This window comes from Priestia taiwanensis, from assembly GCF_014638355.1.
GTDB lineage: Bacteria > Bacillota > Bacilli > Bacillales > Bacillaceae_G > Priestia_D > Priestia_D taiwanensis.
The window spans coordinates 1-23,154 of record NZ_BMFK01000005.1; the positions used below are offsets into that span (position 1 = coordinate 1).

A 23,154-nucleotide genomic window follows, 5' to 3' on the forward strand; every position below is an offset into this window, starting at 1 on the left:
CGCCTATAATTTCAACAGATGTTCCTGTTTTCAACGTCGTAATGATTTTCCCGCTCGTGCTGTTTGTCGCTCGCATATTTAAATTCGACGTTGTTGTTCCTGCCTTTTTCGTCACTTCTGGTTGTGGTTCTGGCTTTGGCTTCGGTACACTCGTCACTTTCACAAACTCTGCTGATACCCAACCCGTCTTTCCTGCTGCCTTTACTTGGTACCAACCACTTTTCTCGCTTATAATTTCAACAGCTGTTCCTGTCTTTAGCGTTGTAATGATTTTTCCACTCGTGCTGTTCGTTGCTCGCATATTTAAATTCGACGTTGTTGTCCCTAATGACTTTTCACTTCTAAGTTCATAGTTAAATAGATTAGATGTGACTTTTACAAAATCAGCTGAAACCCATCCACCGTCAATTCGATACCATCCATTTTTTTGCTCATGAATCTGTACAGGCGTTCCCTGTTTTAATGATTTTTCGATATCACTTTTGTTACTTGGCTCCTCTCGCACATGTAACCATGTTGCATCAACTACCCCAGATAACCTATCATGATTAGATGTAGCCTCTGCAGATTGTATACCAAATACACTCGTTGCTATTACTCCTATAGTGGCGATTCCTACCGTTAATTTTTCCACAACTTTTCCTCCCTTTACTAGTTTTATACTTTGCTAATTTTATGTACATTACACTGAGTATATCGGTTAAAAATAGACTTTTTATATAATTCTAGCAAATAATCTACCTCTTTACTTACTGTAAAATCTATTCACTCTCCCAATCTATTTCACCCATTGAAAATAATTATAACTAATACTTCCTTACTATTTAATAAAAGTTAGTTTATTTATTAAATATACATAAAACAGGAAAATATCGGCATAATAATATCTGTCTCTACTAGGCTAACATACTTATGGAATTAAATTAAATAAAATATAGAAAATAAATGTACAATTTAAAGTCAACGAATAATAGATATCTCCCACACATTTCGAAAATGCTTAACTAGTAAATAATACCCCTTTGAAGGGTTAATAAAATAAGTAATTACCAGGTAAGATTTAACAGTTGCAAGAAATTAGCCTTGGGCATATTCGATACTATAATACTAAAAAAAATAAACTATCCTTTCCTCTAAATAGTTTTCGGAAAGGGTAGTTTATTTTTTATGCAAGCCTTATTTTAAAAATGTCGGCTTTTTTATCTTGTATGTTTAAACACATCTATACGGTTCACCGCACGTTTTAATGCTAACTCTGCACGCTTGAAATCAACATGATCTTGACGTTGTTGCAGACGTTGTTCTGCACGTTTCTTTGCTTCTTCAGCACGAGGAACATCAATGTTAGCAGATACTTCTGCAGCTTGCGCTAAGATGGTTACTTTATCAGGACGAACTTCTAAGAAGCCACCGCTGATTGCAACATATTCTGTATAGGAACCTTTTTTAATGCGAACTGCACCAACAGCAAGAGGAGCAACCATCGCGATATGACCCGGAAGGATTCCAAGCTCTCCACTTTTTGCTTTTACACTTACCATTTCTGCTTCGCTAGTATACACAGGACCGTTCGGAGTTACTATACTGACTTCTACTACTTTCATCAAAAACCCCTCCTAAAATCCTTAGTGTACCATTGACTTTGCTTTTTCAATAACATCTTCGATGCGACCAACTAGACGGAATGCATCTTCCGGTAGATCGTCATGTTTACCATCTAAGATTTCTTTGAATCCACGAACTGTTTCTTTAACTGGTACGTAAGAACCTTTTTGACCAGTGAACTGCTCTGCTACGTGGAAGTTTTGAGATAAGAAGAACTGTACGCGACGTGCACGGTGTACAACTAATTTATCTTCTTCTGATAACTCATCCATACCTAAGATAGCAATGATATCTTGTAATTCACGGTATCTTTGTAATGTTTGCTGTACTTGACGAGCGATTGAATAATGCTCATCTCCAACAATTTCAGGAGATAAGGCACGAGATGTAGATGCTAATGGATCTACCGCTGGGTAAATACCCATCTCTGTTAAACGACGCTCTAAGTTTGTTGTCGCATCTAAGTGAGCGAATGTTGTTGCTGGCGCCGGATCCGTGTAGTCATCGGCAGGTACGTATACAGCTTGGATCGATGTAATCGAACCTGTGTTAGTAGATGTGATACGCTCCTGTAATTGACCCATTTCCGTTGCTAATGTAGGTTGGTAACCTACCGCAGATGGCATACGACCAAGTAGGGCAGATACTTCTGAACCTGCTTGTGTGAAACGGAAGATGTTATCTACGAAGAATAACACATCTTGTCCTTGCTCATCACGGAAATACTCAGCCATTGTTAAACCAGTTAAGGCAACACGTTGACGTGCTCCAGGTGGTTCGTTCATCTGACCGAATACCATCGCTGTTTTCGAAATAACGCCAGAGTCTTTCATCTCATGGTATAAGTCGTTTCCTTCACGTGTACGTTCTCCTACACCTGCGAATACCGAAATACCACCGTGCTCTTGCGCAATGTTATTGATTAATTCTTGGATTAATACTGTCTTACCTACACCGGCACCACCGAATAGACCAATCTTACCACCTTTGATGTAAGGAGCTAATAAGTCTACTACTTTGATACCTGTCTCAAGAATTTCTACTTTTGTAGATAATTGCTCGAATGAAGGTGCTTGACGGTGAATTGGATCACGACGAACGTCCTTTGCAATCTCACCATCTAAGTCAATGTTATTACCTAGTACGTTGAATACACGTCCTAATGTAATATCACCAACTGGCACAGAAATCGGTCCACCAGTATCTACTACTTCGATCCCACGAACTAATCCATCCGTAGAAGCCATTGCTACTGTACGAACTGTATCATCACCTAAATGAAGCGCAACTTCAAAGGTTAAGTCGATACTTACTTCATTTTCATTACGCGCTTCTTGCTTAACTGTTAATGCGTTGTAAATTTCAGGAAGTTTCCCGTTTTCGAACTTTACGTCGACAACAGGTCCCATGATTTGGATAACGCGTCCTGTATTCATCGCTTGCCCTCCTCTTGAATCATAAATTCCATTTTCATCTATTAGCTCAGTGCCGCTGCACCGCCAACAATTTCTGTAAGCTCTTGCGTAATCGCGGCTTGACGCGCACGGTTATACGAAAGCGTGTATGTTCCGATAAGTTCGTGAGCATTATCCGTCGCATTTTTCATCGCTGTCATACGAGCAGCGTGCTCACTTGCTTTACCGTCTAATAAAGATCCGTAAATTAAACTTTCCGCATATTGAGGAAGTAACACATCTAGAATCTCTTCTTCAGATGGTTCAAACTCATAAGAAGCTACTGGTTTTTTCACTTCATCGCTCGATAACGGGAAAATTCTCTTCTCCGAAACCTCTTGCTGAATTTTACTGACATAATGATTATAATGTACGTATAACTCATCAAATGTACCATCTTCATACATTTGAACCGTTTGAGATGTAATTCGTTTCACATCATCAAATGATGGCTGATCAGGTAAAGCTAAAATCTCATTAATAATAGGGTAATTACGTTTTCTAAAGTAATCACGTCCAACACGTCCAACTACGATAATCGCATACTCATCCGAAGATGCGTGGCGCTCCTTAATCGTTTGAACAGACGTACGTAAGACATTACTGTTGTAAGCACCAGCTAATCCACGATCAGATGTAATAACAAGGTATCCTGTCTTTTTAACAGGACGCTTCACTAACATCGGGTGTTTCGCATTGTTACTTCCACTCGCAATACTTCCTACTACTTCTTGAATCTTTTCCATATATGGTACAAACGATTTCGCATTACTTTCTGCGCGGTTTAGTTTCGCTGCTGAAACCATTTCCATCGCTTTTGTAATCTGACTCGTCTTCTTTGTTGAATTAATTTTCGTTTTAATATCGCGTAAAGATGCCATCGGTTCTCACCACCTTTTCCGAAACCTTCTGTTACACATTGAGAGAAGGGAGATATACCCCCTTACTCAATGGATTGAAATGTGTCGTTATTATTCAGAAGCAACAAATGTTTTCTTAAAGTCATTAATTGCAGCAGCCATTACTTCATCGTCTGCTAACTTCGTTGTCGTACGAATCGTATCTAATACATCAGCACGATTTGCATCTAACCAACCGTAGAATTCATCTTCGAAACGAGTAATGTCTACAACTGGGATATCATCTAAGAATCCACGTGTTAATGCATATAAGATCATAACTTGTTTTTCTACTTTAAGTGGTTTATGTAACCCTTGCTTTAATACTTCAACTGTACGAGCACCTCGGTTTAACTTCGCTTGCGTCGCTTGGTCTAAATCAGAACCGAACGCCGCAAATGCTTCTAACTCACGATATGAAGCTAAGTCTAAGCGCAGTGTACCCGATACTTTCTTCATCGCGCTAATTTGAGCTGATCCACCTACACGTGATACAGAAAGACCTGCGTTAATTGCTGGACGTACACCCGAGAAGAATAAGTCAGACTGTAAGAAAATCTGTCCATCTGTAATTGAGATAACATTCGTTGGAATATAAGCAGATACGTCTCCTGCTTGTGTTTCGATGAATGGTAATGCAGTGATTGAACCGCCACCTAAATCATCATTTAACTTCGCTGCACGCTCAAGTAAGCGAGAGTGAATATAGAACACATCCCCTGGATACGCTTCGCGGCCTGGTGGACGGCGTAATAATAATGATAGCTCACGGTATGCCGCTGCCTGCTTTGTTAAATCATCATAAATGATTAATACGTGCTTACCGCTAAACATGAATTCTTCTGCCATTGCTACACCTGCATATGGAGCTAAGTATAATAATGGAGCTGGTTGTGCAGCTGATGCTGTTACAACGATTGTGTAATCTAAAGCACCATGCTTACGTAATGTTTCTACTACGTTACGAACCGTTGATTCTTTCTGTCCGATTGCAACATAAATACAAATCATATCTTGGTCTTTTTGGTTAAGAATCGCATCAATCGCAACAGATGTTTTACCTGTTTGACGGTCACCGATAATTAACTCACGTTGCCCACGACCGATTGGTACAAGTGCATCAATCGCTTTAATACCTGTTTGTAATGGTTGATCTACTGATTTACGATCCATTACTCCTGTAGCAGGACTTTCAATTGGACGAGTTTTCGTTGTATTGATTGGGCCCTGTCCATCTACTGGTTGACCTAATGAGTTTACAACACGACCAATTAATTCTTCCCCTACTGGGACTTGCATGATACGGCCCGTACGGCGAACTTCATCACCTTCACGAATGCCTGTATATGGTCCTAGAATAATAATACCTACGTTATTTTCTTCTAGGTTTTGAGCTAGACCCATAACACCGTTTGCAAATTCTACAAGCTCACCAGCCATTACGTTGTCAAGCCCATGAGCACGTGCGATACCGTCACCAACTTGAATAACTGTACCAACATCGCTCACTTCAATTTCAGACTGATAGTTCTCGATTTGTTTCTTTATCAGCGCACTGATTTCTTCAGCTTTGATGCTCATGCATTTCACCCCTGTCTACAAACTATTTATTTCTAATTCACGTTGAATGTTCATTAATTTACTGCTTAAGCTACCATCATAAATACGATTACCAATACGTACTTTAATGCCGCCTAATAATGTTGAATCAACAATATTTGTAACGCGTAATGTTTCTTTGTTCACTTTCTTTGCAAATAATTCAGCTAAAGCTTTCGTCTCTTCTTCCGTTAGCGGACGAACAGAATAAACCGTTGCTTCTGCAATATTGCGATATTCATTTGCTCGCTCGATATAATCATCTACCAATGCTGGTACGATATCATCACGATGACGGTCGATTAACAAGAACAGAAGATTCAATACAGCATCTGAAATAGATGCAAACGTTTCACGAATGAATTGTTTCTTCGTTTCTTTTGTGATCGTTGGAATTTGTAAAAACTTTTGTAAATCGTGGTTTCCTACAAATTGTCCCTTCACGACACGAAGACTTTGTTCAATTGTATCTACGACATCTTGTTCTTTCGCTAATTGAAAAAGAGCTGATCCGTAGCGCTTTGCAACAACATCTTTGTTCATCGCGCTTCGCCTGCCTCTTTAATATATTGTTGTACTAATGCTGCTTGGTCTTCTTCTTTTAATTCCTTCTCAATTACTTTCGAAGCAATTAGTACCGATAACGAAGCAACCTGTTTTTGAAGAGCCGTAATTGCTTGAACTTTCTCGCTTTGGATTTCCGTAACTGCAGCTTCTTTCATACTAACAGCTTCTGCTTTCGCAGCAGCAATAATGCCTTCTTTTTGGTCTTCCGCTTGCTTTTTCGCTCTTTCAATTAACTCTTGCGCTTCAACACGTGCTTCTTTTAATAATGCACGTTGTTCTTCTAATAACTGTTTCGATTCTACATGATTTCTCTCTGCTGATTCGATTTCAGAAGAAATGTGTTGCTCACGCTCTTTCATGATACCCATTAAAGGTCCAAACGCATATTTCTTAAGTAATGCTAATAAGATTAGGAACGTTACTAACTGGAAGATGATATCTCCAGTATTAATACCTACGCCTGCTCCTAATACGAACATATTCGTACTGAACACAAGGATTCACTCCTTTCACAAGTCTCTTTTATTTACAATAAAGCGTATTTACATACTCTGTTACATGACAATAATTTTTCTCATGATAAAGGAATGGCGAAGTTCCGTAAGAAACGTTCTTCGCCATTTATGTATGGGATTATCCCTTACTTGTTCATTACCATGAATGCGATAACTACTCCGATGATTGGAAGTGCCTCTACGATACCAACACCGATGAACATGATTGTTTGAAGTGGTCCACGTAATTCTGGTTGACGTGCAACACCTTCTACTGTACGAGAAACGATTAAACCGTTACCAATACCTGCTCCTAAAGCTGATAAACCAATTGCAATTGCAGCTGCGATTACTCCTAAACCTGTCATTTAAAATTTCCTCCTTTTTGTATCTACAAAATTTTATTTGTTTATTACTTATATTAATGGTCGTGACTCACTTTATGAGCCATGTATACCATTGTTAACATTACAAAGATAAACGCTTGAATTCCACCAACGAAAATACTAAACGCCTGCCATGCCATCATGGCGATTCCACCACCGATAATTCCTGCTGCACCACTCGAGTATAAGCTCGCAAGTAATGTTAACAAGATTTCTCCAGCGAAAATATTACCGTAAAGACGAAGACCTAACGTTAAAGTACTCGCAAATTCTTCTACAATCTTTAACGGAAGTAAGAACCACATTGGTTGAAGGAACGATTTAGCATATTCCTTAGCACCTCTCATTTTCACACCATAATAATGTGTGAGTGATACAACTAAAATAGCCAATGTTAGCGTAATAACTGGATCAGCAGTAGGAGATTTCCAGATGATATTGTGATCATATGTAATACCGAAAGGCAATCCTAGTAAGTTTGATATAAAAATATACATGATTAACGTCATTCCTAACGTTAAGAACCTACCACCTGTTTTCCAATCCATTGTACTGCCAATAATCCCTTTTACAAAGTCCATTATCCACTCCATAAAGTTCTGCATACCTGTTGGACGGAGCGCCAATTGACGTGTTCCAACAACCGCAAGGATAAAGACAATTAAAGAAGCAATTGTAATCATTAGGACGTTCGATAAATCAAAAGTTAATCCTAGAAAATCAAACGTAATAGTTCCATGTTCCATTTATCATTCACCTCTTTTCTCAGCTACGTGTGTATTCAAAATAGAAAAAATTTATGATTATGACAAGATTACTTGTCATCCATCCAGATAGAAGACCTCTATATACGCCAATTATGTATTTTGCTTTGCTAAGAGGACTAGTTGAGAAGACATGCTTACTACCACCACTTGTCCACAACGCATACAAAAGGAGCGCGAGCATAGTAAACTCCCGAGTGAGACAAATAGCGGTATTTATTTTTCTTTTGAGTAGAACTGTTGAACGATACGTATCATCCCGTATATTCCTGTTCCTAAACCGAATAATAGACCAAGAATCAAGAACAATGGATCCGTATCAAAACGTTCATCTATCCATTTCCCAAGAAAAATCCCGACAAGAATCGCCCCTACTAATGTAGATGAAATGCTCGTCATCAATCCTATGGACCCCATTGGATTTCGATTGTTTCCAGGCAACAGTGTCTCCCTCCTATAGATGCATTCTATCCTTAGCCACTTCTGTGCTAATACATTAGAAAGACTATACTATTCACTTTGTTCACTTCATTAACTATACATCACACTTTTCTAATCTTATACCGTTTTTAATAAAAATGGTACAACTCTTTCAAAAATGTAACTTTTCGTTCATATTTTTGACACAATTCACACTATGAAAACCTTACCAACCTTTCCGTTGTTAGAATACAATGGTAAGGATAAACGTGTCAATTGATTCGAACTGAAAATTGTAAAGTATTTTAAATTTTTACATTAATAGATTTTTTGTGAATTAATTAACAAATTCTTTCCTGAAATCCAACATCGATTCGAATGCATTTTCCCTATTATTTTTACGTGCAAAGACGATTACTTTATATACTCCTTTTGCCTCATCCTTTGGAACAGAAATTGTCCGCTTCACAACTCCTCTCTTCACATTACGTTGCGTATCAAGTGTACGAATATAAGTAAACGTATACGGATCGTACAAAGCAACAATTAATTCATCTGCACCCTCTGGTAAATACACTTCATATTGGTAGTTCTCTTTTTTCTTCCCAAAACGAAAACCCATTACACGAGAATACGTTTGCTCTCCCACTAATAGTGCATATGGAACACGCCTCTCCTTCGTCCCTTCAGCGATATGGATAAACCCTTCTACTATATTTTTCTTTTCCTTAGTAGGCGAGATACTCACAATCAATTTCACACGTTTTTTTTCTTTCGGATTCACTTCTACCGTGCGTGGTACATTCCAGACTACCTCACTCCCTTGGTTTGGCGCATGTATCTTATATACTTTTTTCTCTTTCGATTGATTTTGAACCGTCACATATAATTCCTTCTTCATTACATGCCCCTCACGCCTCATTATCCCCAGCGAAATCGAACTAGGATAAATAAGCGTCGTTGCTTGCAATGCCTCTCTTACTTGAATCCTTCCAGCACCTTGCTCGTACAAGTGATACAAATCTCCATTTTTCTTTTGTAGTACCTTTGCATTATTCATAAGTGCTGCCTTATACTGCTCTGCTTTCCATGTTGGATGTACTTCTTTTAACAAAGCAATTGCCCCCGCTACATGTGGTGAGGCCATACTCGTTCCTTGTAATGATTTATAGCCACCCGGAATCGTACTTTTAATTGCTACTCCTGGAGCGACAATGTCTGGCTTGATTTCCCATGAAACAGTTACCGGTCCACGTGAACTAAATGGTGCTAAACGATCTACCTCATGACGGTGTCTTGTCACAAGATTACCTCTTTGTTTCTTTAATTGTCTCTTTAACCATTGGCCATCTTCATACGTAATCGACACAATTGGGATGTTTACTTTTTCTTGAATCTTCCCAATTAACACTCCTGGTATATTATTCGAAATAAGAACAGCCTTCGCTCCCGCTCTCTCGGCATTTTTCGCTTTCTCTGTAAACGTAATGCGTCCACGCTCTAATAAAACGACCTTGTTCCGTATCCACCGCATTTTCCGCTTGTCACCTAAACCACCAAAAATAATCCTCTCTTCCCCTGTAAGCTTCCACTCTTTCGATCCTTGCATTGGAATAATATCAATTTTTCTTTTTGTCGCTTGAAGTTGTACATATGGAATATCCATTGGTGGTAACGAAGCTCCGACTGAAATAGCATGTGAAGACGTTCCTGGTGAACCAATCGACCACTTCTTTGGACCTGAATTACCTGAAGCTGTAACCGCAACAATACCCTTCGAAATAGCACGCTCCAATGCTTTGGTCGTAGGCCAATCTGGACCATTGACTTCATTTCCAAGAGACAAGTTAAGAATATCTACTTTGTCTTCAATTGCTTTATCAATTGCAGCAATGACAGATTCCGTTGTTCCTATCCCACCAGGTCCTAGCGCACGATATGCATAAATCTCTGCTTCAGGAGCTACACCTTTTATCTTCCCATTTGCCGCAATAATACCCGCAACATGCGTCCCATGAAATGTCGGAACCCCTTGCTTTTTCGTTGTTTCCATCGGGTTATTATCGAAATCAATAGTGTCATATCCACCGCGATAATTCTGCTTGAGGTCTGGGTGAGTATAGTCTATTCCCGTATCAATTACACCTACTTTTACTCCTTTTCCTGTTACTTCTTTGCCCCGATGAAACAATCTTTTTTGTTCATTCCCCATAATAAATGGAACACTCTCATCAAGCTTCATTTTGTAAACTTGAACTGGAATAACACTCTTCACACCTTGAATTCGCTGCACGTGCTGCAAAGAACTGCTCTTTCCTTTGACAGATATTCCGTAAAATGAATGCTTATAGACATAACGAATATGTATATCTGGATATCTTTCATTTATCTCTTCCCGTACAGATTGTAAATGTTGTTCATCTACTTCAATCATCATAATTTCTTCTGATTCTTCACTAAGGCCAACAGCTGTACTCATTAGAACAGATACAAGAAGCAAAGAAAAGATGGTTTTCATATATTTCCTCCTTTTCTCCTAGCATGCCTCTTCCAATTATTGTTTATGTAAAAAAAGCGATGAGGTATCCCTCATCGCTTTCCTTACTTAAAATGTATCTGGTTTTTCATTACGTTTGCCAAAGTGATATAGAATCGCTTCTACAATTCGTTTCGATGCATAACCATCTCCGTATGGATTTGATGCTTGTGCCATCGCCTCGTGTGCAACCTTATCTGATAATAACTCATCTGCTAACGAGAAAATTGTTTCTTCTTCTACACCTGCTAGTTTTAATGTTCCTGCTTCGATACCTTCTGGGCGCTCTGTTGTATCACGAAGTACAAGTACAGGCACACCTAAAGAAGGCGCTTCTTCTTGAACCCCACCTGAATCCGTTAAGATTAAGTGTGCACGTGATGCAAAGTTATGGAAATCAATTACATCAAGTGGTTCAATTAAATGAATACGGTTATCGTCACCTAAAATGTCATTTGCGATTTCACGTACAACAGGGTTCATATGCACGGGATAAACGACTTGAATATCGTTATACTTTTCCACTAAGCGCTTAATTGCACGGAACATGTTGCGCATAGGATCCCCCTGATTTTCACGACGGTGTGCCGTCATTAACACAAGACGATCATCTCCAACACGCTCTAATACTTCATGCGTGTAGTCTGCTTTCACCGTTGTTTTCAATGCGTCAATCGCCGTGTTACCAGTCACATAAATATCTGCTTCTTTCTTATTTTCTGCCAATAAGTTTTGAGCAGATTTACCCGTTGGAGAGAAATGTAAATCTGCAAGTACACCTGCTAATTGACGATTCATCTCTTCTGGATACGGAGAATATTTATTCCACGTACGTAAACCTGCTTCTACGTGGCCAATTGCGATTTGATTATAAAATGCAGCTAATCCTGCAACGAATGTTGTCGTTGTATCACCGTGAACAAGTACGATATCAGGCTTCACATCTTGCATTACTTTATTTAGACCATCTAAGCTACGTGTTGTAATATCCACTAATGTTTGACGGTCTTTCATGATATTCAAATCATAATCAGGTGTAATATTGAAGATTTCTAATACTTGATCAAGCATTTGGCGATGTTGTGCTGTTACTGTCACAATTGACTCAATGCTTTCTGGATACTTCTGTAATTCTAGTACAAGCGGAGCCATCTTAATTGCTTCCGGTCTTGTTCCGAATATTGTCATAACTTTAATACGTTCAGTCATCGTTATAACCCCTTTTTCATTTTCATTCATTTCTATTCTCTATTTCGTACCAAACAAGCGATCTCCAGCATCTCCTAAACCAGGGATAATATATCCATGGTCATTTAACTGTGCGTCTAACGCAGCAAGATAAATATCTACCTCTGGATGCGCGTCTTGCACAACCTTCACACCTTCTGGCGCTGCACAAATACACATTAACTTAATGCTTTTTGCCCCACGCTTCTTTAACGAATTAATTGCTTCTACCGCTGAACCACCTGTTGCAAGCATTGGATCTAGAACAATGAAATCGCGATCTTCAATATCTGAAGGTAATTTCGCATAATATTCTACTGGTTGTAATGTCTCTGGGTCGCGGTACAGCCCAACGTGACCTACTTTTGCAGCAGGGATCAAATTTAAAATACCATCTACCATTCCTAAACCAGCACGTAAAATTGGTACTAGACCTAACTTTTTACCAGCAATAACTTTTGTTTTCGCTTTTGCTACTGGCGTTTCGATTTCAATTTCCTCTAGCGGTAAATCACGCGTTGCTTCAAATGCCATTAATCCCGCGACTTCATCCACTAATTGACGAAACTGCTTTGTGCCTGTGTTTTTATCACGGATATATGTAAGTTTGTGTTGAATTAACGGATGATCAAATACATAAAGTTTTCCCATTTTTCTCGCTCCTTGTTGTTAGCTAACATATTGTAACAAAAATCTACACTAAGCACAATTTTACAGAAATTACTGCTGATATTCAAGAGGAAGACCACAATACCTCTTTTCTCCATAGAAAAGAAGGAGTCGGTTAACCAACTCCTTCCTTCTATTGCTTATAATGTTGGATACATTTCGAATCGAGACGTTAACTCTTCAACACGCTTACTTGCTTCTGATAACGCTACCTCATCTTCATGATTCTTTAATGTGAATGCAATAATTGACGCAATTTCATCCATTTCTGCTAATCCGAATCCTCTTGATGTAACTGCTGCTGTTCCAATACGAACACCGCTCGTGACAAATGGACTCGCTGTATCGAATGGGATTGTATTCTTGTTTACTGTAATACCTACTTCATCTAGTACATGCTCTGCCACTTTACCCGTTAAGCCTAAGTTACGAACATCAATTAATAGTAGGTGATTATCTGTACCACCAGAAACAATTGTTAATCCTTCTTCTTGTAACTTTTCTGCTAGACGCTTTGCATTATCAATAATATGTTGTGCATATTCTTTGAAGCTGTCTTGTAACGTTTCACCAAATGCTACTGCTTTCGCTGCAATTACGTGCATTAATGGGCCACCTTGCACGCCTGGGAAAATAGATTTATCAATTTGTTTCGCCCACTCTTCTTTACACATAATCATGCCTCCGCGAGGTCCACGAAGTGTTTTGTGCGTTGTTGTTGTTACGAAATCCGCAAATGGAACTGGATTTTCATGTAATCCCGCTGCTACTAATCCAGCAATATGCGCCATATCAACCATTAAATATGCGCCAATCTCATCCGCAATTTCACGGAACTTCTTGAAATCAATTGCACGTGGATACGCACTCGCTCCAGCTACAATCATCTTCGGTTTATGTTCTAATGCTTTTTGACGTACATCTTCATAGTTAATTGTAAATGTTTCTTCATCTACACCATATTCAACAAAATTGTATAATGTTCCACTAAAGTTAACTGGGCTACCATGCGTTAAATGACCACCATGTGATAAATTCATCCCTAATACTGTATCACCAGGACTTAACACTGTGAAATACACTGCCATGTTCGCTTGTGCACCTGAATGTGGCTGCACATTAACATGCTCTGCACCAAAAATTTCTTTTGCACGATCACGGGCAATATTCTCCACAACATCCACATGCTCACAACCACCGTAATAACGCTTCGCTGGGTATCCTTCTGCATATTTATTTGTCAGTACAGACCCTTGCGCTTCCATTACCGCTTCACTTACAAAGTTTTCTGAAGCAATTAATTCAATTTTCGCACGCTGTCTTCCTAATTCTGCTTGAATCGCTTCAAATACTCGTACATCGTTTTGCTTTACATGTTTCATGATAACTCCCCCTTTAAATACGAACATTTATATATATATACATATAAAACATTCTTTTTTAATATTAGAATTTTTTCTATTTTACCACAAATAATAAAAAAAAGTATAAAATAAAGAAAGACTCTCTCTTCTTTTTCATTTGAGCTAGTCTCCCCCTATACCTTCTATATGTTATTACTACATGTTATTTATCCACACGTAAAGGTCTTTTCCTTCATCGAATACACTGCACGCTCTCCACCAATCAACTTCGATCTCGTTCGAGCTAACGTTACATGTGCATGACCCAATTGTTTAGTTGTCGTGCGGACCGGTACTGCAACATGTTTCAAGTGCATACCAATGAACGTATCACCAATATCAATTCCACCTGCCGCCTTCACAAATTCAACAACAACAGGATTCTCCATATTATGATATGCATATGTCGGTAATGCTCCACCAGCTGAACGGACAGGTGTAACCGTTACACTCTCTAATTGATATGCTTTTGCTGTGTCTTTCTCCACAACTAAAGCCCGATTTAAATGCTCACAACACTGGAACGCTAAACGAATATCTTTGCTATCAGCATAAGATTTCAACTCTGTGAAAATAAGTTCTGCTACTTCCATCGTGCCACATGTACCAATTAATTGACCAATAACCTCACTTGTACTGCAGCCAACGACAAAAATATCGCCTTGTTCTAATGGAGCTTGTCGATTAAAATCAGCAAGTATTTCACTTAACTGACCTTTCAACTGCTCAAGACTTTCATCCATGGAATAATTCTTCCCTTCCTTATGCAATTAACTCAATTATACCATGTACATTTTATACAACAAAAGATGGATTTGCACACATTTTTTATTCTGTCTATGCCATCCATCTTTTTATCAAAATAATGTATTATTCACTTCTTGTCCAATTGTACTTATCCTTCGTATGATTTAATTTTGTTCACACGATTTTCGTGACGCCCACCTTCAAATTCTGTTGTTAACCAAATTTTTGCAATATCACGCGCAAGACCAGCTCCAATTACACGTTCTCCCATTGCTAACATATTTGTATCATTATGTTCCCTCGTCGCCTTTGCACTGAATGTATCATGTACTAATGCACAGCGAATACCGTGAACTTTATTTGCAGCAATTGACATACCAATCCCTGTTCCACAAACAAGAATACCACGATCTACTTCACCTTTTGCTACCATCTCTGCAGCTGGAAATGCATAGTCCGGATAATCAACAGACGTCCCACACTCACATCCTAAATCAACATATTCAATGTTCATTTCTTTCATTAAGTTCATAAGTTCATTTCGAATATTCATTCCACCATGATCTGACGCGATAACTACTTTCATGTATAATTCCTCCACTATACTCATTATTGTTGAAATGTGTTTATTACTTTCGTTAATTCTTCCGTCTCTTCTAGCAATTCCTTCGCTAACTCTTCCACCGCTTCAATAGCTTTTGCTTGCTCTTTTGTCGCATTCATAATTTCTTGTGAACTAGCAGATGTTTCTTCTGAGACGGCGCTTACTTCTTGCACTTGGACAAACGTTTGCTCAATGCTATCCGATTGCTTCTTCGCTAATAAAGTAATCCCTTCTACAGACTCAGCTACTTGTTTCACAGATAATGTCATATCATCTACAACTTTAAAGGTTTGAATTCCTACCTCTTGCTCATTCGTTACAACTTTGGACTGTTCTGCAATATTTGCAACTGTCTTATCAATGTCGTCTTGGATATTACGAACTAATTCACCAATTGACTGTACGGCTTGGGCACTTTGATCCGCCAATCCACGTACTTCTTCTGCAACAACAGAAAAACCTCGCCCATGCTCGCCAGCTCGTGCTGCTTCAATAGATGCATTTAACGCTAATAAATTCGTTTGATTTGCAATATCGCCAACAAGATTTACGATATGCTGAATCTCCTTCGCCTTCTTCTCTAGGCTTCCGACTGCTTGCAAACAATAATTATTATTCTCTACTAATTGCTCAATTCCCTTTAACAAATGGTGAATCGACGTTGTTGACTCTTCTAAATTTTCCAACATTTTAGATGAGAGATTTTGCGAATGAACAGCTTCCTGTTGCATCTTCTGTGAATAAGAAAGTACTTCATCCATCCGCTCTGTTGTTGATTGAATAGATAACGCTGAACTTTCTGCCCCACCAGCAATCTCTTGCATCGCATATGCAATATTTTCAGCTTGCTTCGATGCAAATCCAGCTTCATGCGACATACCTTTTACTTTGTCATTTGTAAGAATAATTGTTTGCTCCAACTTATATATAACCGTTCTTAATTGGTGCACCATCTTAGAAAATCCAATGCTTAGCAATTGGATTTCATCATTGGACCTAGGAATAGCCACTTCTACACGTAAGTTTCCTTCTGCCACTTTGCTAGCAGCACTTTCTAATTTCTTTAGGGAACTCGTAATATACCCAGAGGCTAAGAACCCAAGAATTCCTGACCAAATAATCCCCAAAATGAAAATAATAGTGGTGTACGATCCTTGCGAAAAAGAAACCATGAAGTCGATATAATCATACCCAATAAAAATAAAAATTGCACTAATGGAATACGTGATAGTAGCAAGAGTCGTAATAAATAATACAATCTTCCATCTTAAACTAATGTTACGCATACTCTCTCTCCCCCTTATTGAAAGCCCATTCAAAAGATGGTTTATTTAAATCATCTTTTGAATTAAGCGTTTTAACTCGTCATACGTATGACGATACATCTCTACCGTTCCCCCAAACGGATCTGAAATATCATATGGACCTTCTCCTACAAACTCACATAATGTATGTATTCTCTTCTCTACATCTGGAAAATGATAAGCAAGAACTTGTTTATGCTGCTCCGTCATTGTTAGAATAACATCAGCCCATTGCATAAGCTCCTCATGTGCTTGTTGCGAAGAATGATGGAGCTCAATGCCCTCTTCTTTCAACACACTTTTCGCGTAAAAAGATGCATCTTGCTTTCCTCTTACACTAATACCTGCCGATTGCACATCAAATGCCCCGTTCCCTAGGTGACACAATAATGCAGATGCCATCGGACTTCGACATGTATTGCCAGTACAAACAAATACAACCCTCTTCATCTCCTGCCCTCCATCTACTATACTAACATATTAACTCAGTGATAAATACTGAATATTCCCTTTTAACTATATACAAAAAAAAGAGGAAGCTCTTCCTCAAATTTGACTAAAAAACAACAATTTCATGCCAAATCCGACTAACACAACACCACCAATAAGTTCGCCATATACACCCGTCAACCGCCCTACATATCGACCAATAAATAAACCAAGCCACGTTAATAACATACTAATGGTCCCAAATAACACAATAGCTAACCAGATCTCAGCCCCGGTCATCCCTAAACTAAGTCCCACAGAAAAACTATCTATGCTGACACTAATAGAGAAGATCCATAAACCCACACCAATAGGCACTAGTCGTTTCTCCTCTTCCTTGCCAAACATAGAAAAAATCATATGGAATCCTAATCCTATTAATAAGATACTACCCACGAACATCGTAATATGACCAAGCTTATCTGATAAATACCCACCAATTAAAATGCCGCTTAACGGCATAATCATATGAAAGAAACCAATAACAACACCAATCATCACTAATTGTCTCCTACGTAGACGAACTAGTCCCATACCAAGCGCAACAGAAAATGCATCTGCACTTAACGCAAATGCCATAACGCTTAACGAAATAATTTCTTCTATTAGGTGAACATCACTCATCTTCTCCCCCCTAGGACGTGCTACTTCAACATATGCTCATCCTAGGGTTGTTAGAAGATTAATTTTCAGAAATGAAGCGGTGTCCGCTCGCCTTTAGTAAACGATTCATGACCGCACTGCCAATGCCTTCTGTAGGAAACTCTTCGCTATAAATAACATCTACATTACGCTCATCAAATGTTCGCAACGCATCGTATAAATGTGCTGCTACTGTGGATAAATCATCTCGCTTCCCACAACTAAGCACAACGTCTGCGTTATAACTAGCGCATTTCTCTTCCGTTGTTAGTACCCCTACTTTCTTTCCTTCTCGCTTAGCTCTGTCCACAAGTTGCTGCATAAACGATTCGCTTCCTTGAACAATTGTTAACGGTGCATCTGGTGCATAATGGGTATATTTCATCCCCGGTGACCTAGGAGCTTCCACCTCATTTAACAAAGCAGGGTCTACCTCAACCTCTCCAGCCACTTCTTCTAACTGTTCCTTCGTTACACCACCTGGACGCAAAATAACAATCGGTTCTACTGTACAATCCACAACTGTCGATTCCACACCCACTCCAGTTGCTCCTCCGTCCACAAGTCCCGCAATACGACCTTTTAAGTCATCATGCACATGTTTCGCAAGTGTTGGACTTGGTTTTCCTGAACGATTCGCACTCGGTGCCGCAATTGGTAAATTTGCTTCTTTAATAAGTGCTAATGCGATAGGGTGATCTGGCATCCTAACAGCCACTGTAGATAAACCAGCAGTTACTTTCTCGGATACACCACCCTTCTTCTCTAATACAAGTGTAAGAGGCCCTGGCCAAAAAGCTTCCATTAATTCCTTCGCCACAGACGGTACATTTTTTGTAATATGTGTAAGTTGCTCTGTTGATGCGATATGTACAATAAGAGGATTATCACTTGGCCTTCCTTTTGCTATAAAAATCTTTTCCACCGCCTCTGTATTTGTTGCATCTGCCCCTAATCCATATACCGTTTCTGTCGGGAAGCCAATAACCTCTCCTTGTTGTAATAATTGCGCCGCCTCTTGTATTTGTGGATATTTTTCAACGTTATACACATCATTATCCACATACCATTGTTTTGTTTCCAATATTAACACGTCCTTTTTACCCTTTATTCATCTATATTTTTTTCCTTTTAAAAAAACAAACAACTTTTATCCACAAAATGTGGATAAAAGTTGTTAAACTGTGGATATGTTTGTGCATAAGTCACATACTAGCAAAAGACTATTTTTCTGTTGCTTAGCTGCCTGATAATGCTCAATTTCTTGAATAGATTCTGGTAAATCATACTCTTCTATGCTTATAAATCCAAATTCTTCGAAGAAATGAATTGTCGCTGAACCTTTCGTTACTAAATACACACAGTTTATCTCTTTTTGTCGTAACAACGATAATACGTATGAAAAAAACTTTATAAATACCATTTTATCCACAGTTGCGGAAAATACAAAGGTTTTTAATAAACAATTTTTCTCTACTTGTTCATACCCAATTGTCCCGATGACCTGATCATCGTGGCACACAAGAAAAAAAGGCGATATACTTCCACCTTCCTTTCTTTTCTTATCTTCTCCTAAAAAACGATACAACGCTTCTCTATCTTCTACTAATCCTTCTCGCATTACATACATACTCTCTCCACCTTTTTAGTTAGATACTTACATATATGATAGAGAGAGTAATTATATTCTAGTATTAAAAAAGAGAGTCCAGCAAATCTTTAAAGAAAAAGCGTACCTCTACTTCTTTTGGCTCTTCATCACGTATAATATCTTCTTGATTAACTAGTGATTCTTGTTCTTCTAGCTGTTCTACCGGTACTTCTCCTTTTACTTCACTTGCTTCTACACTTGGCACTGCTTCTCCATTTGAGAAATCAAGAAAACATAATGGAGGAAATAATACACACCACCAGTTCGCACCTTTCGCTTCTCCTAACGTAATGAGAATAGCTTCATAATTACCTGCCGGATATACAAATTGACCGTACATCTTTGTCGGAAATGCAACTTGCTCGTTATATTGAACCGTAAATGACTGTTCGATCCCTTCATCACGTAACGTACTCTCTACAATCTTTTCGATCTTATCAATACTTTCTTTCATCACGCGTCTACCTTCTTCAATAGAACGCAAATCTTTCACCCATTCGGTAATGTTAGCATTCACACGATCACGAACAATACGTTTCAATGCCTGATCCGTTTCTGAATCGCTATTCGCCAAAATCCGAAGACGAATTGCCTCATCTGGAATCACCTTAAATTCACTCGCTCTCACATATTCTCTCCCAAAATATGAAAATAGGTTTGCACCTATAACTATCAAAACAAAAAAGCTAATCACATATTTTTTCATGTCCACCCTGTCCCCCTTCACTAGCTACAGTATGAACAATTCTAGCTCCTTCTAAACCAAATCTATAAAACTATTTTTTAGATATATATAAATATACAAAATAACTATTCCTTTTCAAAAACGAGCCCCACAAAAAAAAGGACTCTTTAGAATCCTTTTTCCATGAAGACCATACGATCCTTCCCGTTTATATCAAAGACAACGTTAACATATGCATCAGGGAACGTCATTTGAAGCAACGTTTTCACATCGCCTCCTTGGCCATGACCAACTTCAAATGCAACAATTGCCTGCTCTTTTAGAACAAGTGGTAATTCATCCATGAAACGACGATAGAAATCTAATCCATCAACCCCACCAACAAGTGCTCGCTCAGGTTCGTAATCTTTTACAACCGGTGAAAGGCCCATATATTCTTCTACTGGTATATATGGTGGATTAGACACAACAATGTCTAACTTCTGTCCTTTTTGAATAAAAGGCTGTAATAAATCACCATGAATAAATGTCACATCGACCCCTAAATTAGTTGCATTACATGTCGCTACTTCCAATGATTCTTGCGCAATATCAACAGTTGATACATGTAACTGTTGGTTTTCTAACGCTAATGTAATGGAGATAGCACCACTACCTGTACCAATATCCGCCACTTGTAGCGTTTCTTCTCGTGAGAATAACCGTTTAATACGCTCTAACACACCTAGCACCAATTCTTCCGTTTCCGGTCTTGGAATTAGCACTTCTTCATTCACATGAAATTTTCGTCCATAAAAATACTCATAGCCAATTAAATATTGGATAGGTATTCCTTGTATATGTTCTTCTACATAATGCATGAATTTTTCTTGTTGATCGGCTGTTAATTGTTCATGCAAATTCATTAATAATCCTGTTCGATTCGTTTCAAGCAAATGGCATAACAAGATTTCGCCCGCATTTTGATCTCGATTTGCTTCTTGTAAAAAAGAAGAAGCCCAGTTCAGGGCTTCGATTACTTTTTGACTCATTCTGTCGCTGCTTCCATCTTTTGTGCTTGGTCTTCCATGATAAGGGCGTTAATAACGTCTTCTAACTTCCCTTGTAGGATTTGATCTAGCTTCTGAATTGTTAAGCCAATGCGATGATCCGTCACACGGTTTTGCGGGAAATTATATGTGCGAATACGTTCTGAACGGTCACCCGTACCAACTGCCGCTTTACGGTTCTGAGCATATTCTGCTTGCGCTTCTTGTTGCATTTTATCGTAAATACGAGCACGTAATACTTTCATTGCTTTTTCTTTGTTCTTAATTTGAGATTTCTCATCCTGACACGATACAACTGTACCAGTAGGTAAATGTGTTAAACGAACAGCCGACATTGTCGTGTTAACACTTTGTCCACCAGGACCACTTGAGCAGAATGTATCTACGCGGATATCTTTATCGTGAAGCTCAAGCTCTACTTCTTCTGCTTCCGGTAATACTGCTACTGTTGCTGTCGATGTATGGATACGGCCACCAGATTCCGTTTCTGGAACACGTTGTACACGATGCGCACCGTTTTCGAATTTCATCTTCGAATACGCACCTTTACCATTAATCATGAAAATAATCTCTTTATAGCCACCAATTCCTGTATAGCTCGCTTCGATTACTTCTGACTTCCAGCCTTGAGATTCTGCATAACGACTATACATACGGTATAGGTCACCAGCGAATAATGCTGCCTCGTCTCCACCAGCAGCACCACGAATTTCAATAATAACGTTCTTGTCATCATTTGGGTCTTTCGGAAGAAGTAACACATTCAAGCGTTCTGATAGTGCTTTGTATTGTCCTTCTAATTCAGACAATTCTTCTTTTACCATTTCGCGCATCTCTGCATCTAATTTATCTTCGAGCATTGCTTTTGCATCCATTAATTGTTCATGAACACCTTTATATTCACGGTACGTTTCTACCGTTTCTTGTATATCAGATTGTTCCTTCGAATATTCACGAAGTTTCTTTGAATCATTTATAATTTCAGGGTCACTTAATAATTCATTTAACTTATCATAGCGGTCTTCAACAGCTTGTAAACGATCTAACATAGCTCTCACCTCAACTCTTTTATACACATTCTAATATTTTATATTATAGTTCATTTTTTACGTCAAAATCAATCACAGTAGTAATTGTGCTTCCTTACTTTGGTACTTCATGACAATGACGACAACGTGGTTCATATGACTCCGAAGCACCGACTAAAATAATTGGATCATGGAATGATGCTGGCTTCTCGTTAATTAGACGTTGCGTACGACTTGCAGGCGAACCACACTTCGAACAAACAGCTTGTAACTTCGTTACATGTTCTGCAACTGCCATTAAGTTCGGAACTTGACCAAACGGTAAACCACGGAAGTCTTGATCTAATCCGGCTGTAATGACACGATGTCCTTTGTCCGCAAGAATTTGGACAACCCCTAACACTTCATCATCAAAAAACTGCACTTCATCAATTGCTACTACTTCAACATCTGGTGTAACGCGTTTCAAAATTTCCTTTGAATTCGGAACCGCAATTGCCTCTACCTTTGTCCCATTATGCGAAACAACGTCTTGATCGCTATAACGATTATCGACGCATGGCTTAAACGTCATTGATTTTTGTTTGGCAAACTGCGTACGCTTCACGCGACGGATAAGCTCTTCTGACTTTCCAGAGAACATGCTACCACAAATAACTTCTATCCATCCATTTCGCTTCATCAAGTACATCAAACAAACCCCTACCTTCTTCATTAACTCAATCTATTTAAAAAGAACAAAGCGTCCTTATTCCTAATACAATGCCGCTTTCTTTTATTCTTCCCACTCCTTATTATGGAAGGAAATCCTACGAAGCCATTCCTCGCCAATAAGGATGCTCGCTTTCTCTTTTCTAGCATAAGAAAGGAAGCAAAAGGACCTATTCCTTCCGCTTCCTTTCTCACCTGACTCTTTACAAGTAAGGTTGCAT

General features: G+C 38.8%; 25 protein-coding genes. All 25 read right to left on the reverse strand.

The features are described 5' to 3' along the window. Nucleotides 1-634 (reverse strand): SH3 domain-containing protein (locus IEV41_RS17115; RefSeq protein WP_188389736.1); only part of this gene is annotated, 634 nt, incomplete at its 3' end. A gap of 565 nt (nt 635-1,199) precedes the next feature. Next, on the reverse strand, nt 1,200-1,604 hold the full coding sequence (locus tag IEV41_RS17120) for a F0F1 ATP synthase subunit epsilon (protein WP_188389737.1): 405 nt from the start codon (nt 1,602-1,604) through the stop codon (nt 1,200-1,202). Nucleotides 1,605-1,625: 21 nt separating this feature from the next. After that, a complete protein-coding gene (atpD, locus tag IEV41_RS17125) occupies nt 1,626-3,041 on the reverse strand; it encodes a F0F1 ATP synthase subunit beta (protein WP_188389738.1) in 1,416 nt (471 codons plus the stop codon). Between the two features lie 41 nt (nt 3,042-3,082). Beyond that, nucleotides 3,083-3,940, reverse strand: a complete 858-nt coding sequence (gene atpG / locus IEV41_RS17130) for an ATP synthase F1 subunit gamma (protein WP_188389739.1) — start codon at nt 3,938-3,940, stop codon at nt 3,083-3,085. A 90-nt stretch (nt 3,941-4,030) separates the two neighbouring features. Next, nucleotides 4,031-5,539 (reverse strand): F0F1 ATP synthase subunit alpha, encoded by a 1,509-nt coding sequence (gene atpA, locus IEV41_RS17135; RefSeq protein ID WP_188389740.1) that lies wholly within the window; start codon nt 5,537-5,539, stop codon nt 4,031-4,033. 15 nt (nt 5,540-5,554) lie between these two features. Then, nucleotides 5,555-6,100 (reverse strand): F0F1 ATP synthase subunit delta, encoded by a 546-nt coding sequence (locus IEV41_RS17140; protein ID WP_188389741.1) that lies wholly within the window; start codon nt 6,098-6,100, stop codon nt 5,555-5,557. Continuing rightward, nucleotides 6,097-6,603, reverse strand: coding sequence for a F0F1 ATP synthase subunit B (locus tag IEV41_RS17145; RefSeq protein ID WP_188389890.1), 507 nt, complete (start codon nt 6,601-6,603; stop codon nt 6,097-6,099). The genes IEV41_RS17140 and IEV41_RS17145 overlap by 4 nt, the downstream gene beginning before the upstream one ends. A gap of 161 nt (nt 6,604-6,764) precedes the next feature. Further along, entirely contained in the window at nt 6,765-6,986 is a 222-nt protein-coding gene (gene atpE / locus IEV41_RS17150) for a F0F1 ATP synthase subunit C (RefSeq protein ID WP_188389742.1), read from the reverse strand. Nucleotides 6,987-7,039: 53 nt separating this feature from the next. Beyond that, entirely contained in the window at nt 7,040-7,750 is a 711-nt protein-coding gene (gene atpB, locus IEV41_RS17155; RefSeq protein WP_188389743.1) for a F0F1 ATP synthase subunit A, read from the reverse strand. A 234-nt stretch (nt 7,751-7,984) separates the two neighbouring features. Further along, entirely contained in the window at nt 7,985-8,209 is a 225-nt protein-coding gene (locus tag IEV41_RS17160; RefSeq protein WP_188389744.1) for an AtpZ/AtpI family protein, read from the reverse strand. Nucleotides 8,210-8,525: 316 nt separating this feature from the next. Beyond that, nucleotides 8,526-10,706: a S8 family serine peptidase gene (locus tag IEV41_RS17165; RefSeq protein ID WP_275583759.1), complete on the reverse strand. Its 2,181-nt coding sequence runs from the start codon at nt 10,704-10,706 to the stop codon at nt 8,526-8,528. 87 nt (nt 10,707-10,793) lie between these two features. Continuing rightward, nucleotides 10,794-11,933, reverse strand: coding sequence for a non-hydrolyzing UDP-N-acetylglucosamine 2-epimerase (gene wecB, locus IEV41_RS17170; RefSeq protein WP_188389745.1), 1,140 nt, complete (start codon nt 11,931-11,933; stop codon nt 10,794-10,796). Nucleotides 11,934-11,972: 39 nt separating this feature from the next. Further along, entirely contained in the window at nt 11,973-12,602 is a 630-nt protein-coding gene (upp, locus tag IEV41_RS17175; RefSeq protein WP_188389746.1) for a uracil phosphoribosyltransferase, read from the reverse strand. 158 nt (nt 12,603-12,760) lie between these two features. Then, on the reverse strand, nt 12,761-14,002 hold the full coding sequence (glyA, locus tag IEV41_RS17180; RefSeq protein WP_188389747.1) for a serine hydroxymethyltransferase: 1,242 nt from the start codon (nt 14,000-14,002) through the stop codon (nt 12,761-12,763). Between the two features lie 188 nt (nt 14,003-14,190). Further along, the gene (locus IEV41_RS17185) at nt 14,191-14,766 is read right to left on the reverse strand and encodes a TIGR01440 family protein (protein ID WP_188389748.1); all 576 of its coding nucleotides are present in this window, start codon (nt 14,764-14,766) and stop codon (nt 14,191-14,193) included. A gap of 152 nt (nt 14,767-14,918) precedes the next feature. After that, entirely contained in the window at nt 14,919-15,356 is a 438-nt protein-coding gene (rpiB, locus tag IEV41_RS17190) for a ribose 5-phosphate isomerase B (protein ID WP_188389749.1), read from the reverse strand. A gap of 23 nt (nt 15,357-15,379) precedes the next feature. Then, the gene (locus IEV41_RS17195) at nt 15,380-16,660 is read right to left on the reverse strand and encodes a methyl-accepting chemotaxis protein (protein ID WP_188389750.1); all 1,281 of its coding nucleotides are present in this window, start codon (nt 16,658-16,660) and stop codon (nt 15,380-15,382) included. A 45-nt stretch (nt 16,661-16,705) separates the two neighbouring features. Next, a complete protein-coding gene (locus IEV41_RS17200; RefSeq protein WP_188389751.1) occupies nt 16,706-17,128 on the reverse strand; it encodes a low molecular weight protein arginine phosphatase in 423 nt (140 codons plus the stop codon). Nucleotides 17,129-17,224: 96 nt separating this feature from the next. After that, nucleotides 17,225-17,791, reverse strand: a complete 567-nt coding sequence (locus IEV41_RS17205; RefSeq protein WP_229722280.1) for a manganese efflux pump MntP — start codon at nt 17,789-17,791, stop codon at nt 17,225-17,227. A gap of 58 nt (nt 17,792-17,849) precedes the next feature. Then, entirely contained in the window at nt 17,850-18,893 is a 1,044-nt protein-coding gene (locus IEV41_RS17210; protein WP_188389752.1) for an L-threonylcarbamoyladenylate synthase, read from the reverse strand. Nucleotides 18,894-18,986: 93 nt separating this feature from the next. Continuing rightward, the gene (locus IEV41_RS17215; protein WP_188389753.1) at nt 18,987-19,439 is read right to left on the reverse strand and encodes a GNAT family N-acetyltransferase; all 453 of its coding nucleotides are present in this window, start codon (nt 19,437-19,439) and stop codon (nt 18,987-18,989) included. 64 nt (nt 19,440-19,503) lie between these two features. After that, complete coding sequence (gene spoIIR, locus IEV41_RS17220; protein ID WP_188389754.1) at nt 19,504-20,166, reverse strand: stage II sporulation protein R; 663 nt, start codon at nt 20,164-20,166, stop codon at nt 19,504-19,506. Between the two features lie 146 nt (nt 20,167-20,312). After that, a complete protein-coding gene (gene prmC, locus IEV41_RS17225) occupies nt 20,313-21,176 on the reverse strand; it encodes a peptide chain release factor N(5)-glutamine methyltransferase (protein WP_188389755.1) in 864 nt (287 codons plus the stop codon). Then, nucleotides 21,173-22,243, reverse strand: a complete 1,071-nt coding sequence (gene prfA, locus IEV41_RS17230; RefSeq protein WP_188389756.1) for a peptide chain release factor 1 — start codon at nt 22,241-22,243, stop codon at nt 21,173-21,175. Before prfA ends, prmC begins: the two co-directional genes overlap by 4 nt. 94 nt (nt 22,244-22,337) lie before the next feature. Further along, a complete protein-coding gene (locus IEV41_RS17235; RefSeq protein ID WP_188389757.1) occupies nt 22,338-22,913 on the reverse strand; it encodes a thymidine kinase in 576 nt (191 codons plus the stop codon). Nucleotides 22,914-23,154 lie beyond the last annotated feature (241 nt).

What these genes read in the sequence shown, in the direction of transcription:
- prfA (WP_188389756.1), bottom strand. Translation starts at nt 22,243, where the DNA reads ATGTTAGATCGTTTACAAGCTGTTGAAGACCGCTATGATAAGTTAAAT.
- IEV41_RS17140 (WP_188389741.1), bottom strand. Translation starts at nt 6,100, where the DNA reads ATGAACAAAGATGTTGTTGCAAAGCGCTACGGATCAGCTCTTTTTCAA.
- IEV41_RS17195 (WP_188389750.1), bottom strand. Translation starts at nt 16,660, where the DNA reads ATGCGTAACATTAGTTTAAGATGGAAGATTGTATTATTTATTACGACT.
- atpD (WP_188389738.1), bottom strand. Translation starts at nt 3,041, where the DNA reads ATGAATACAGGACGCGTTATCCAAATCATGGGACCTGTTGTCGACGTA.
- IEV41_RS17120 (WP_188389737.1), bottom strand. Translation starts at nt 1,604, where the DNA reads ATGAAAGTAGTAGAAGTCAGTATAGTAACTCCGAACGGTCCTGTGTAT.
- wecB (WP_188389745.1), bottom strand. Translation starts at nt 11,933, where the DNA reads ATGACTGAACGTATTAAAGTTATGACAATATTCGGAACAAGACCGGAA.
- atpE (WP_188389742.1), bottom strand. Translation starts at nt 6,986, where the DNA reads ATGACAGGTTTAGGAGTAATCGCAGCTGCAATTGCAATTGGTTTATCA.
- atpG (WP_188389739.1), bottom strand. Translation starts at nt 3,940, where the DNA reads ATGGCATCTTTACGCGATATTAAAACGAAAATTAATTCAACAAAGAAG.
- IEV41_RS17165 (WP_275583759.1), bottom strand. Translation starts at nt 10,706, where the DNA reads ATGAAAACCATCTTTTCTTTGCTTCTTGTATCTGTTCTAATGAGTACA.
- IEV41_RS17145 (WP_188389890.1), bottom strand. Translation starts at nt 6,603, where the DNA reads ATGTTCGTATTAGGAGCAGGCGTAGGTATTAATACTGGAGATATCATC.
- rpiB (WP_188389749.1), bottom strand. Translation starts at nt 15,356, where the DNA reads ATGAAAGTAGTTATCGCGTCAGATCATGGTGGAATGAATATTCGAAAT.
- prmC (WP_188389755.1), bottom strand. Translation starts at nt 21,176, where the DNA reads ATGAGTCAAAAAGTAATCGAAGCCCTGAACTGGGCTTCTTCTTTTTTA.
- glyA (WP_188389747.1), bottom strand. Translation starts at nt 14,002, where the DNA reads ATGAAACATGTAAAGCAAAACGATGTACGAGTATTTGAAGCGATTCAA.
- upp (WP_188389746.1), bottom strand. Translation starts at nt 12,602, where the DNA reads ATGGGAAAACTTTATGTATTTGATCATCCGTTAATTCAACACAAACTT.
- IEV41_RS17235 (WP_188389757.1), bottom strand. Translation starts at nt 22,913, where the DNA reads ATGTACTTGATGAAGCGAAATGGATGGATAGAAGTTATTTGTGGTAGC.
- atpA (WP_188389740.1), bottom strand. Translation starts at nt 5,539, where the DNA reads ATGAGCATCAAAGCTGAAGAAATCAGTGCGCTGATAAAGAAACAAATC.
- atpB (WP_188389743.1), bottom strand. Translation starts at nt 7,750, where the DNA reads ATGGAACATGGAACTATTACGTTTGATTTTCTAGGATTAACTTTTGAT.
- IEV41_RS17205 (WP_229722280.1), bottom strand. Translation starts at nt 17,791, where the DNA reads ATGAGTGATGTTCACCTAATAGAAGAAATTATTTCGTTAAGCGTTATG.
- IEV41_RS17185 (WP_188389748.1), bottom strand. Translation starts at nt 14,766, where the DNA reads ATGGATGAAAGTCTTGAGCAGTTGAAAGGTCAGTTAAGTGAAATACTT.
- IEV41_RS17200 (WP_188389751.1), bottom strand. Translation starts at nt 17,128, where the DNA reads ATGAAGAGGGTTGTATTTGTTTGTACTGGCAATACATGTCGAAGTCCG.
- IEV41_RS17215 (WP_188389753.1), bottom strand. Translation starts at nt 19,439, where the DNA reads ATGTATGTAATGCGAGAAGGATTAGTAGAAGATAGAGAAGCGTTGTAT.
- spoIIR (WP_188389754.1), bottom strand. Translation starts at nt 20,166, where the DNA reads ATGAAAAAATATGTGATTAGCTTTTTTGTTTTGATAGTTATAGGTGCA.